The organism is Williamsia sp. z34 (assembly GCF_059553395.1).
In genome coordinates this window covers 193,629-205,866 of record NZ_JCANWW010000001.1, presented here as the reverse complement: position 1 = coordinate 205,866, position 12,238 = coordinate 193,629, and the positions used below count along the sequence as shown (strand labels likewise).

The 12,238-nt window shown below is 66.8% G+C and carries 12 protein-coding genes and 1 pseudogene; 5 read left to right on the top strand and 8 right to left on the bottom strand.

Annotated features, from left to right (window positions below):
- Both AC51GT_RS00970 and dapD read left to right on the top strand, forming a co-directional pair.
- On the top strand, nucleotides 1–411 hold the full coding sequence (locus AC51GT_RS00970) for a VOC family protein (protein ID WP_496327582.1): 411 nt from the start codon (nucleotides 1–3) through the stop codon (nucleotides 409–411).
- 234 nt (nucleotides 412–645) lie between these two features.
- Nucleotides 646–1,596 (top strand): 2,3,4,5-tetrahydropyridine-2,6-dicarboxylate N-succinyltransferase, encoded by a 951-nt coding sequence (gene dapD / locus AC51GT_RS00965; RefSeq protein WP_496327581.1) that lies wholly within the window; start codon nucleotides 646–648, stop codon nucleotides 1,594–1,596.
- Nucleotides 1,597–1,690: 94 nt separating this feature from the next.
- Here the strand turns inward: dapD and dapC are convergent, their stop codons facing one another.
- A complete protein-coding gene (dapC, locus tag AC51GT_RS00960) occupies nucleotides 1,691–2,806 on the bottom strand; it encodes a succinyldiaminopimelate transaminase (RefSeq protein WP_496327580.1) in 1,116 nt (371 codons plus the stop codon).
- A gap of 7 nt (nucleotides 2,807–2,813) precedes the next feature.
- A complete protein-coding gene (gene fdxA, locus AC51GT_RS00955; protein ID WP_331887121.1) occupies nucleotides 2,814–3,140 on the bottom strand; it encodes a ferredoxin in 327 nt (108 codons plus the stop codon).
- Between the two features lie 420 nt (nucleotides 3,141–3,560).
- Between fdxA and AC51GT_RS00950 the strand changes: the two genes are divergently transcribed.
- Both AC51GT_RS00950 and AC51GT_RS00945 read left to right on the top strand, forming a co-directional pair.
- Nucleotides 3,561–4,103: a cysteine dioxygenase gene (locus tag AC51GT_RS00950; protein ID WP_496323526.1), complete on the top strand. Its 543-nt coding sequence runs from the start codon at nucleotides 3,561–3,563 to the stop codon at nucleotides 4,101–4,103.
- A complete protein-coding gene (locus tag AC51GT_RS00945; protein WP_496327579.1) occupies nucleotides 4,100–4,489 on the top strand; it encodes a rhodanese-like domain-containing protein in 390 nt (129 codons plus the stop codon). The genes AC51GT_RS00950 and AC51GT_RS00945 overlap by 4 nt, the downstream gene beginning before the upstream one ends.
- 5 nt (nucleotides 4,490–4,494) lie before the next feature.
- Here AC51GT_RS00945 and AC51GT_RS00940 read toward each other — a convergent pair whose 3' ends face one another.
- The 6 genes and pseudogenes from AC51GT_RS00940 to typA all read right to left on the bottom strand — a co-directional run bounded on the left by AC51GT_RS00940 (nucleotide 4,495) and on the right by typA (nucleotide 11,874).
- A complete protein-coding gene (locus AC51GT_RS00940; protein WP_496323524.1) occupies nucleotides 4,495–5,250 on the bottom strand; it encodes a hypothetical protein in 756 nt (251 codons plus the stop codon).
- Nucleotides 5,251–5,264: 14 nt separating this feature from the next.
- Nucleotides 5,265–6,545 (bottom strand): annotated as a pseudogene (gene cofG, locus AC51GT_RS00935) (7,8-didemethyl-8-hydroxy-5-deazariboflavin synthase CofG); the annotation flags it as partial.
- Nucleotides 6,546–6,640: 95 nt separating this feature from the next.
- Complete coding sequence (locus AC51GT_RS00930) at nucleotides 6,641–7,051, bottom strand: hypothetical protein (protein WP_496327578.1); 411 nt, start codon at nucleotides 7,049–7,051, stop codon at nucleotides 6,641–6,643.
- Nucleotides 7,052–7,065: 14 nt separating this feature from the next.
- Nucleotides 7,066–7,938: an N-acetyl-1-D-myo-inositol-2-amino-2-deoxy-alpha-D-glucopyranoside deacetylase gene (mshB, locus tag AC51GT_RS00925; RefSeq protein WP_496323522.1), complete on the bottom strand. Its 873-nt coding sequence runs from the start codon at nucleotides 7,936–7,938 to the stop codon at nucleotides 7,066–7,068.
- A gap of 18 nt (nucleotides 7,939–7,956) precedes the next feature.
- Nucleotides 7,957–9,858 (bottom strand): ABC transporter family substrate-binding protein, encoded by a 1,902-nt coding sequence (locus AC51GT_RS00920; RefSeq protein WP_496327990.1) that lies wholly within the window; start codon nucleotides 9,856–9,858, stop codon nucleotides 7,957–7,959.
- Between the two features lie 105 nt (nucleotides 9,859–9,963).
- Nucleotides 9,964–11,874 carry a translational GTPase TypA gene (gene typA, locus AC51GT_RS00915; RefSeq protein ID WP_496323521.1) on the bottom strand — a complete coding sequence of 637 codons (1,911 nt, stop codon included), beginning with the start codon at nucleotides 11,872–11,874 and terminating at the stop codon, nucleotides 9,964–9,966.
- Nucleotides 11,875–12,048: 174 nt separating this feature from the next.
- Between typA and AC51GT_RS00910 the strand changes: the two genes are divergently transcribed.
- Entirely contained in the window at nucleotides 12,049–12,231 is a 183-nt protein-coding gene (locus AC51GT_RS00910) for a hypothetical protein (RefSeq protein ID WP_496324087.1), read from the top strand.
- Nucleotides 12,232–12,238: the final 7 nt, after the last annotated feature.

Here is a 12,238-nt window from a genome sequence, read left to right as displayed (position 1 = left end):
ATGACGCCTTCCACATCACCCGTGCCCACCCTCAATGCCATCTCCATCGTTGTCGACGACATGGCCGCGACACTGGCGTTCTATCGCGCCTGCGGTCTCGAGTTCCCCGATGACGCCGATGACGCCCCGCATGCCGAGACCACTGCCGCCGGCGGCTTCCGGATCCTCTTCGACACCGCGGCCAGCGTGGCCACGTTCAACCCCGGCTGGACCGCTGCGGCCGGTGGGCAGCGCATCTCCCTGGCCTTCGAATGCTCCGGAACCGCGGAGGTCGACGCCCGATACGCCGCGCTGACCTCGGCCGGTCACGTCGGCGAACTCGAACCGTTCGACGCCTTCTGGGGGCAGCGGTACGCCGGCGTCCTCGACCCGAACGGCAACGGCGTCGACTTCTACGCCGCGCTCGGCTGATCCCCGAACTCGGCGGGTGACCGGTTCGTCACCGCCCGGAACTCACGGAACATGTGCGCAGTCACACCGGCGAAATATCCGGGTCCGCCACGATCAAACCGTCGGGAGTCCAGAGCAGAACCATGCAGCCGTCAGGCAAGATTTCCGCTTCCGCGACCGTCGCTCGGCGTAGGTCACGGTAGATGTCACCCGCGCATTGTTCCTGGTGAAACTGCCACGCGTAAACTTCTGCAGGTGACCAATGCATCTGGAGCCTCCGCAATCGGCATCGCCACCATCACCGACTCGGGCGCAGTACTCGACACCTGGTATCCCGCACCCGAGTTGGGTGAGCAGGCCACGTCCGGGACCACCGAGCTCGCCGCCGACGAGACCCCCGCCGAACTGATCTCGCTGGTCGGCACCGACGCCGACCGTGGCGTGCGGACCGTCGCCGTCCGCACCTCGATCGTGCTCGCCGACGCCCCGGCCGACGCCCACGACGCCTACCTGCGTCTGCACCTGCTCTCGCACCGGCTGGTCATCCCCCACGGCCTCAACATGGACGGTGTCTTCGGGAAACTGTCGAATGTCGTGTGGACCAACTTCGGTCCGTGCGCCGTCGAGGGGTTCGAGGTGACCCGCGCCAAGCTCAAGGCCCGTGGCCAGGTGACCGTGAACGGCATCGACAAGTTCCCCCGCATGGTCGATTACGTTGTGCCGAGCGGAGTTCGGATCGCCGATGCCGGCCGTGTCCGGCTCGGAGCCCATCTCGCCGAGGGCACCACCGTCATGCATGAGGGCTTCGTGAACTTCAACGCCGGCACCCTGGGCGCGTCGATGATCGAGGGCCGCATCTCGGCCGGTGTCATCGTCGGCGACGGCTCGGACGTCGGTGGCGGCGCCTCCACCATGGGCACCCTGTCCGGTGGCGGCAAAGAGATCATCACCCTGGGCAAGCGCTGCCTGCTCGGCGCCAACTCCGGCTGCGGCATCGCCCTGGGCGACGACTGCGTCATCGAGGCCGGCCTCTACGTCACCGCAGGCACCAAGGTCACCGGTCCGGACGGAACGGTCATCAAGGCCCGCGACCTGTCCGGCAAGAGCAACCTGCTGTTCCGCCGCAACAGCACCACCGGTGCCGTCGAGGTCGTGCCCTGGAAGGGCGACGGCATCGAGCTCAACGCCATCCTGCACGCCAACTGATCGCCCCCCACCTGAATCAGCTGCGCCCACCGGCAATTGCCGGTGGGCGCAGTGAATTCAGGTGGGTGTGGCCGCAGATTCGGGAAGGGCGGGGTCAGGCGGACAGTCGTTCGGCCGCCGCCGCGATCCGCTCGTCGGTCGCGGTGAGCGCCAGCCGCACATGGCGGGTTCCGCGGGGACCGTAGAACTCACCCGGCGCCGCCAGGATGCCGCGGTCGGCGAGCCAGTCGACGGTGGCCCGACTGTCTTCATCACGGGTTGCCCACAGGTACAGGCCGGCAGCCGATTCGTCGATGCGCAGACCGGCAGCCACCACTGCCCCACGCAGGACCTCGCGTCGCGCCCGGTAGCGCTCACGCTGCTGCGCGGTATGGGTGTCATCGCTCAGCGCCGCCGTCATCGCGCCCTGCACGGGGAACGGAACGATCAGTCCGGCGTGCTTGCGGACCGCGAGCAGTTCACCGATCAGGGCCGGATCACCGGCGAGGAAACCGGCCCGATAGCTGGCCAGATTCGAGGTCTTCGACAACGAATGAACCGCCAGCAACCCGGTGAAATCGCCGTCGGTCACCCTCGGATCGAGGATCGACACCGGCTCTTCATCCCACGCCAGACCCAGGTAGCACTCGTCGGAAACCACGATCGTGCCGCGGTCACGTGCCCACTGCACCACCTTGCGCAGATGCTCGACGGGCAGCACCTTACCGGTGGGGTTGGACGGTGAGTTCAGATAGATGAGCGCCGGAGTGCTCGGTCCGAGCTGGGTCAGGGAATCGGCCCGAACCGGTCGTGCACCGGCCAGCAACGCACCGACTTCGTATGTCGGATAAGCGATCTCCGGGATCACGACGTCGTCACCGGCGCCGATCCCGAGGGTGGCGGGCAGTCCGGCGATGACCTCTTTGGTGCCGATCACCGGCAGGATCATCGAGTTGTCGAGGCCGGTGATGCCGTGCCGACGCGCCAACGATGCACAGGCCGCCGTGCGGAGCGTGGCCGTACCGATCGTGACCGGGTAGCCCGGGAAATCCGAGGCCTCATACAACGCATCACGAATCAGCGGTGCCACCGGATCGACCGGGGTACCCACCGAGAGGTCGACGATGCCGCCGGGATGCCTCGCGGCACGCTCCTTGGCATCGGCGAGAGTGTCCCAGGGGAACTCGGGCAACCGCGACGACACTGAGGTCCGGCCACGCATCGACGTCATGCGGCTGTCATTCCTCGGTGTTCATCGGGGGCAGAGCCTTCACGAACGGCGAGTCGTAGGCGACCTTGCCCAGTTTGCTGGCACCGCCCGGCGAACCCAGATCATCGAAGAAGTCGACGTTGGCGTTCACATAGGGTTCCCACTCGTCGGGCACATCGTCTTCGTAGAAGATCGCCTCGACCGGACACACCGGTTCGCAGGCGCCGCAGTCGACGCACTCATCGGGCTGGATGTAGAGCATCCGTTCGCCCTCGTAGATGCAGTCGACGGGGCATTCCTCCACGCAGGCCTTGTCCAGGACGTCAACGCAAGGCTCAGCGATGATGTATGTCACCGACAACCCCTCCTCATCAGTTCAGTGCGCGTGGGCTGTACGCGCTCAAAAGCGGGCATACCCTCCGACCTCATGGACGTCGGCTGCCCGCTTATCACCCACCAGTATCCGGGACACCGATTTCAAGTCAAAACTCGACCCCCACCACCACCCCGTCGACCGTGCCCTTATCGCCGTCGAGCGTGCCGAAGTTGCCCGCCGGGCAAGTTCTGCCCTGCGTTTTCGGCACACTCGACGGTGATTTCGGCACGGTCGACGGCGCGGTTCAAATCAGAGAGCGCGTAAATCTGGACCGAGCACGGTCGCGAGGGCACTGTGGTGGGCGTGACCGCGGCACCGAATCTCCAGTGGAACCGAATGTGTTGTTGCTGACCGCAACCTCTTCCCCTCATTCGAACCACGTCCAGGAGTACCCACCGCATGACCTCCACCCTGTCCCGGCCGGCTGCTGCCGGATTACCCAACCATCATCTGCCGACCCGGCTGCGACCCGCTGACCTGCTGCGTCTGACGGATCAGAGTGCCTCCGACGTGCTCGACGGCACCTATGACCATCTCTTGCCGAGCCGCTGGGATCGCGAGAACCGGTGGGCCACACGTCTGCACTACGACGACGATGTCGATCTCTGGCTGATCAGCTGGACCCCGGACGAGTCGACGGATCTGCACGACCACGCCGGCTCCCTCGGCGCACTGACCGTGCTCTCCGGCGCCCTGACCGAATACCGTTGGACCGGAAACCAACTCCGCGCCCGCACACTCGACGAAGGCGATCAGGCCTCATTCCCGCTCGGCTGGGTGCACGACGTGGTCCGCAAGCCGAACCTCCCGGTCACCAGCGAACCCACCCTCAGCGTCCACGCCTACTCCCCGCCTCTGACGGCCATGTCCTACTACGAGGTGACCGATGCACAGTCACTTCGCCGGACGAAGACCGTTCTCACCGACGGTGGGGCAGCATGAGCACCGTGGCCACCATCGACGATCTTCTACTCCAGGCCCGTTCGGGTCTCGACCGGATCAGCGCATCAGACCTGCCGGCCGCGCTGGCCGGTGGCGCCCTGGTCGTCGACATCCGGCCGGCGGCGCAGCGGGCCGCCGAAGGTGAGTTCGACGGCGCACTGGTGATCGAGCGCAACGTCCTCGAGTGGCGACTCGACCCGGCATCCGATGCGCGGATCCCGGAGGCGATCGACCACGACGTCCCGTGGGTCGTGATCTGTTCGCAGGGCTACACCTCGAGTCTGGCCGCGGCGTCGCTGCAACTACTCGGACTGCACCGCGCCACCGACGTGATCGGCGGCTACGATGCGCTGGTCGCCGCCGGCATCGACGGCACCTCCGCCTAGGACAGTCAAACAACCTCTCGGACAACGGCATCGGCCGACCGGCGTAGTGCGCCCGTCTCCCCGATGTAACTGGCGAGGGCTCCGACCAGCGGGAGCCCGGACAGCATGCGCCACGGCTGTTTCGGCGAGGGCCGCCGCCCCAGCTCACCCAGGACCGCACGCGATCTCCCGATGCCGGTCCACATCTGTTTCACCAGCGCGTCGTTTTCGGCGCTGCTCTCGCCGTCTTCGGACTCACCGGTGAGCAGCGTCCGCGAACTCAGGGTCCGGCGGCACAGCACCTCGGCCAGCAGATCGGTCTGCCGGTAGCGGTCGTCGATGCCGTAGGCACGGGCCACCGCACACAGCAGGATCGCCTGGTGACCGAATCCGAGCACGGTCTGGATCGGCAGACGGTTCACCAGGGCACCGAAGACACCCGGATATGCCACTCCGACGGTGGTGATGGCCCCGACCCGCTCGATCCACCAGTCGCGACGTTGCTCAGGCTTCCAGTCGGCCCACTTCGCGGTACCCGGCAGCCCGGTGGTGTCGGCCGCCCACACCAGGGGTCCGTCGATGGCGCCGATGACCTTGGCGGCCAGCGCGTCGTCGGGTCCGCCGGACCGACGCTCGGCACCCTCGAACGTCCGTCCTTTGATGCCGAGCGGGTCACTGTCGACCGCGTCGAGGAGCAGATCGATCACGCCGGTGGCCTGATAGAGCATCCGCGCAACGTCGTCGTCGGACAGCGCTTTGGCCGGCGGCAGCGGAATCCTCATGCGGTGTACCGACCCTCGCCCGATTCGTTCCAGGGGCGGCCGATCGGGAGTACGTCGGCAGCCAGTCCGGTCACCGGGTCGGCCAGTGCCCACACGTGAGGACTGATCCGCTCATCGATCCACGGGGCGCCGGCCAGCACGTATCTGGGTTGGGCCGCAACACGTTCGGTCAGCACGTAGCCGGTCTCGGCGGTGATCGTGGCCAGTGAATCCAGGTGCGGCCAGGGCCGTTCGGGGTTGACGTGGTCGGGGGTCAATGGCGAGACCCCGCCCCAGTCGTCCACGCCGGCGCCGACCAGCGCAGCACATTCGGCCGGCGACACCAGGTTCGGTGGGGCCTGAATCCGCATCGCAGGGCCCAGGATGATCCGGGCCACGGCCACCGCGGCCAGGAACTCGTCGAACTCGGCATCGGCGACCCCGCGCATCGCGGTATCGGGTTTGGCCCGGAAGTTCTGGACGATCACTTCCTGGATATTGCCGAAAGTCTTTTGCACCTTGTGCAATTCGATCAGCGAATCGGCCCGTTCGGTGAGGTTCTCCCCGATGCCGACCAGGATGCCCGTGGTGAACGGGACGGAAAGACGACCAGCGTCGACGAGCACCTGCTTGCGGACCTCGGGATCCTTGTCGGGGCTGCCGTAGTGCGCATTGCCCTTGTCGGTGAACAACCGACGCGCGGTGGTCTCGAGCATCATGCCCATCGAAGGGGCCACCGGCTTCAGCAGCGCCATCTCGTCGGCGCTCATCACACCGGGATTGAGATGCGGCAGCAGGCCGGTCTCCTCCAGGACCCGGATCGACGCGGCCCGAACATAATCCAAGGTCGATGTGTACCCACGCTCGGTGAGCCATTGCCGGGCTTCCGGCCAACGCTCCTCCGGACGGTCGCCGAGCGTGAACAACGCTTCTTTGCAACCCATCTCGGCACCACTGCGGGCGATCTCGAGTACTTCCTCGATCTCCAGGTACATGCCGTGGCCGTCGCGGGCCAGTTTGCCCGGCACGGTGACGAACGTGCAGTAGTGGCACCGGTCCCGGCACAGCCTCGTGAGCGGGATGAATACCTTGCGCGAGTAGGTGATCTGACGTTCGCGCCCTTCGGCGATCAGTCCGGCGTCCCGAATCCCCGCCGCGATCGCGCAGAGCTCGGCCAGTTCGTCCCCGCGGGCCGCGAGCAAGATCGCGGCCGCCTCGACGTCGAGGGCGACATCCTCGTGCAACCGGGCCAGTACCTGCCGGACCGCGTCGTTGTCAGGACGCGCCTGCGTGGCTCCGGTGACGCGCGGCGGCATCGCCGGATCAGGCAGCAGCGTCCGATCCGATGTGGCAGCGAGAACTTCGGGGATCTTGGAGGTCACCCCTTAGATAATGCGTCATCGGGGACGGATCATTCCCCCGACCCCTTCACCACCTGCTTCGAACCGATTGCGGCGTCCGACCCGGGGTCGGGCAGCAGGCCGGCGAACGCGGCGAACACCGGGACCACCAGACCGAGTCCGAGGAGCAGGAAGACCGTCAGGTCCTGCGGCACCACGATGTCACCACCGGGGCCTCCGGCCGCCAAGACGAAAAAAGCGATCATGAAGGCGATCAGGGCACCGAAGCGGGCGACACCCTCGACGAGGGTGGCGCTGCACCACAGCAGGATGTAGTTGGCGATCGCCGCCAGCACCGCGCTGATCGGGAACGGCACCGACCCGATGTGCAGCGGCAGAAACGCCAGGGCGAGGACGCCGACCAGGAAACCGTCGACCCACAGCAGACCCAGCAGGGCCCAGCGCATCGGAGCTGAGCTCATCACGGCCGAGGCCATCACAGACCACCGAAGAGGTCTGTTTCCCGCCCGGACTCATCGGTGGGGCCCTGTTCCCCGGCGACCAGCATGAAGTGTTCCTCGGCAAATATCGGCTGGATGATGTTGTTCGACAGCGCATATTCGGTGCCCGACGCGGACACGGTCACCTGCGTTGCGTGGGCACTGAGCGCCCGCACCTTGCGATCGTAGACCTCGCGGACGTCGATGGCGGTGGTGATCTCCGCATCCGGATGACTGGGCAACTCCCCCGGCGCCGGCATCCGCCAGCCCTTCGGTATGCGGGTGCCCGCCGCCGCGAGACCTGCCTCGAGTGCGGACTTCTCGGTGACGGTCCAGTAGAGCTTCGACACCGACCATCCCTGTTCACCGGTCGCCGCGAGCTCGACGGCGGCATGGCTGATGGCGTGGACACCGATGTGATCGGGATGGCCGTAGCTGCCCACCGGGTCGTATCCGACGACGACCTGCGGGCGCAGCTCCCGGATCAGATCCGCCAGGACCTGCGTGGGCGCCTCGGTGCCCGCCGCGATGAAGGCGCGCTCGTGATGGTTCGATGGCGCCCCCGACATCCCGGAGTCCCGCCAGCGTCCGGCGCCACCGAGGAACATCGGCTCCACCGGTGCAAACGGATCGGGGCTCAATTCGGCCAATGCATCGGTCAGCTCCATGATCCGGTACCCGCCGAGTTGGTCGGCACCGCCGTCGGCGACCAGTCCACTCCATCGGTCGCCGATCACCTCACCTTCCTCACCCAGCGTGCAGGTGACAACGGTGACCTCGGCGCCCGCATCGAGGTACTTGGCGATGGTGCCGCCGGTGGTGATGGTCTCGTCATCCGGATGGGCATGAACGAGCAACAAACGATTCATGGGATTTCGGCTTCGCTTTCAGTTGCCGGTCTGCTGGCGCCAGAGGGCGGAGTCACCGTAGATGCCGGTTTGCACCGGACCGGTGACCGGGACGCCGGCGACAAGTGGGGAGACGGCGTTGGTCAGTACGTCCTGATAGAACGGCAGATACACCGATCGATCGTCGAGCAGGCGCTGCGCGATGCGCAGGTCCTCGGTCGGATCCTCCGCCGAGATGGCGCGGGTCGCGATCTCCTGCAGTTCGGGGTCGCACAGGCCCGAGACGTTGCTCGTGTAACGCGGTTCGCTGCGTTCGGATTCTTCGGTTTCCGATGTCGTCGGCGCCGGTGACGACGTCGCCGACGGCTCCGGGGCCGATGTCGCCGACGGCTCACCCGAGTCCGGTGATGCACTCGTCTCGGTGGATTCTTCGGTGCTCAGGCATTCGGTGTTCGACGCGAGCGCGGTGGCCGGTGATTCCCCGGCCCGGCTCCAGCCGACCACCAGGTCGACCTCGCGTCCGGTCAGGCTCGAGCTGTACAGGTCGGCGGTCGACATCGCCACGCTGGTGGCACGGATACCTGCGCGGTTCAGCTGATCGACGATGTTGGCCGCCGCCGCACCCGTGCGGAGATCTCCGGTGACCGAACCGACCCGGATCACCAGCGGCTGCCCGTCCTCCTGATCGACCGGCTGTGTGCCGGCGGGCAACGTCGGCAGATCGCTCGGCGCGGTCGTGGACGTCCCGTCGACGGGGGTTGTCGTGGTGGTGGGGACCGCAGTGGTGCTCGGCGCGCCGGACGACGTGGGCGGAGCGGGTGCCGGTGTCGCCGGACCGCGCCGGTAACCGGCGGCGACCAGCCACCCTTCGATCTGTTCGGGCGTCAGAGCCGGACGCGGCACCGGGTAGTAGCCCGGATCGGACGGGGCGTACACGGAGTTGGTGTCCGGGAGCACCTCGGTGTCGTCGGCGGCGGCAAAGGTCACCAGAGCGGTGTCGATGGTTCCCAGAACGGCCCGGCGCAGGTCGATGTTCGACATCGATTCCGTGCGGGTGTTGACCGTCATGCCCAGGGTCCGGGACTGCGCGACGCGACCGGTCATGACCCCACCGATGCTGCCGAGGGTGGCGCCGAGCGCCTCGCCTGCGCTGACCGACACGACCCGGGTATCGCCGGATCGCATGGAATCTGCCAGTTGGCTGGTGGTTCCCCCGCGGCGCAGGGTGACCCGATCGACGCCTGCCGGGGTCAGCCAGAACCGGTCGTTGCGGATCAGCCGGACCTCGTCACGACTGTGGTCGATACCGCTGATCGTGAACGGACCGCCCGAAGCCGGGAATCCGCTGTCCATGCCGGTCTGGAAACCCCCGGGTGCCCCCTTGAGGACGTGCGAGGGCAGCAGGTCGTTGAACAGCTCACGCCACGCCGGGTAGGGCGCGGCGAACGTCGCGGTGACCTCTTTGCCGCCCGCCGAGCTGCGGACGTCGGTGATCATGCGGTAGCCCGCGGGGGCGGTCACGTTGGGCTGCCGGGACATCTGCTGCCAGAGATAGACGAAATCCTCTGCGGTGATCGGCAATCCGTCCGACCACTGCGCGTCCTCGTGGATCTTGTAGGTCACCGCGAACGGGTCGGTGCCCGAGACCTCGGCGCTGGTCAGCAGCGCCTCGTCCATCAGCCACGTGACGCGGCCGTCCTGGGCGGTCGGCCGGAACGAACTCGGCAACGTCATCGCGGCCACCGCAGTGGTGACCGCGGACTGGTCGGCGGCCAGATGTGGATTGAAACCGTTGCCGATCGAGTCGGTTGCCACGTACAGCACCCGGCCCGAGGGCTCGGCGGGCTCCGGCGGCACCGAGTTCGTCTGCTGCACCGCCGGCGGTGGATCAGCGACGCATGCTGTCAGCAACAGCAGGCAGGACAGCACGACCGCGGCCATCGGAGTCGCGGTGGTCCATCGTCTACCCAAAACTCGATTCCTCTGTCCGCCGGTCACGATCAGTCGGCAATCGGCGGTCGGTGACGACCGCCGATTGCGTCCCTTCTAGCTCACACCCTGGTTACGAGACTTCGCCTTGGAGCGCTCGCGGGCGCGGGTGTTGGAGTCGAGATTGACCTTGCGCACCCGGACCACCTCGGGGGTGACCTCGACACACTCGTCGTCGGTACAGAACTCCATCGCGGCTTCGAGCTCGAGCTTGATGGGCTTGGCCAGGGTCTCCATCACGTCGGCGGAGGACTGACGCATATTGGTCAGCTTCTTCTCCTTGGTGACGTTGATGTCGAGGTCTTCCATCCGCGGGTTGATGCCCACGACCATGCCCTCGTAGGTGTCGGCGCCGGGCTCGACGAAGAACGTTCCACGGTCGGCGAGCTGGATCATCGCGAACGGGGTGACCGTTCCCGCGCGGTCGGAGACCAGCGAACCGGTGTGACGCGCCCGGATCTCTCCTGCCCACGGGCCGTAGCCCTCGAACACGGCGTTGGCGATGCCGGTTCCGCGGGTTTCGGTGAGGAAGTCGGTACGGAAACCGATCAGACCTCGCGAGGGAACGACGAACTCCATGCGGACCCAGCCACTTCCGTGGTTGGCCATGTCGCCCATGCGGCCCTTACGAGCGGCCAGCAGCTGCGTGACCGCGCCGAGGTACTCCTCGGGGACGTCGATGGTCAGGTGCTCGAACGGCTCGTGCAGCTTGCCGTCGACCTGCTTGGTGACCACCTGCGGCTTGCCGACGGTCAACTCGAAGCCTTCGCGGCGCATCTGCTCGACGAGGATGGCGAGCGCGAGCTCACCACGGCCCTGGACCTCCCAGGCGTCCGGGCGACCGATGTCGAGGACGCGCAGTGAGACGTTACCGATCAGCTCGCTGTCGAGGCGGTCCTTGACCATGCGCGAGGTGAGCTTGTGACCCTTGACGCGGCCGACCAGCGGCGAGGTGTTGGTGCCGATCGTCACCGAGATGGCCGGCTCGTCGACCGTGATCCGCGGCAGCGCGACCGGGTGGTCGACGTCGGTGAGGGTGTCGCCGATCATGATGTCCGGCATTCCGGCCACGGCGACGATGTCGCCGGCGACGGCGGTCTCGGCGGGCGTCCGCGCGACACCGACCGTGACGAGGAGCTCGGTGATCTTGGCGCGCTCGGTGACGGGCTCGCCGTTGACCTCACGCAGCCAGGCCACGGTCTGGCCCTTCTTCAGGGTGCCGGCGTAGAGACGGACCAGCGCGAGGCGGCCGAGGAACGCCGAGGCGTCGAGGTTGGTGACGTGGGCCTGCAGCGGTGCGTCGAGGTCACCCTTGGGGGCGGGCACGTACGACAGCAGCACGTCGAACAGGGCGTCGAGGTTCTCGGCGTCCGGGACCTGGCCGTTCTCGGGGGCCACGGTGCTGGCGACACCCGCGCGACCCGAGGCGTAGAGGACCGGCAGATCGAGGGCGAGCTCGGCGGCCGCAGCAGCCTCGTCGTCGACATCCGACGCCAGGTCGAGCAGCAGGTCGTGGCTCTCTTCGACGACCTCGGCGATGCGGGCGTCGGGGCGGTCGGTCTTGTTGACCACGAGGATCACGGGCAGCGAGGCGGCGAGCGCCTTGCGCAGCACGAAACGGGTCTGCGGCAGCGGGCCTTCAGAGGCATCGACCAGCAACACGACGCCGTCGACCATCGACAGGCCGCGCTCGACCTCACCACCGAAGTCGGCGTGGCCGGGGGTGTCGATGACGTTGATGACAACCTCGGTGCCGTCGGGCTGGCGACGGTGCACTGCGGTGTTCTTCGCGAGAATGGTGATGCCCTTCTCGCGCTCGAGGTCGCCCGAGTCCATGACCCGGTCGACGAGTTCCGCGCGTTCCTCGAACACTCCCGATTGCCGCAGCATCGCATCGACCAGGGTCGTTTTCCCGTGGTCGACGTGCGCAACGATCGCAACGTTGCGGAAATTGGGGGCAGAAGTCACTGAAGTTCTCCGGACGTGAAGTGGGCATGTCAAAACGGTCGAGCCTGGTGCTCAAACCACTCAAGGATACGTGCTCCGGCAATGAGAGCGGCGTCACATGCGCCGTAACCCGCAAATTAAGGTGCTGCTAACCTAACTTTCCACTAGGTGCGAGACCTGTTGGAAGGCGGATACATGGGCAAGAAGAAGGCGGCTGACGTCTGCGACATGAAGCCGAAGAAAAAGTGTTGCCGCAGTTCAACCCGTTGCCTTCGCTGCCCAGTGGTGATCCACAAGATGCAGAAGTACTCCTCTGCCGGGATGTCGAACAAAGAGCTGACCAAGGCCCTCAAGAAGGTGCGGTCGCGCGCCGCCTGAGACTCAG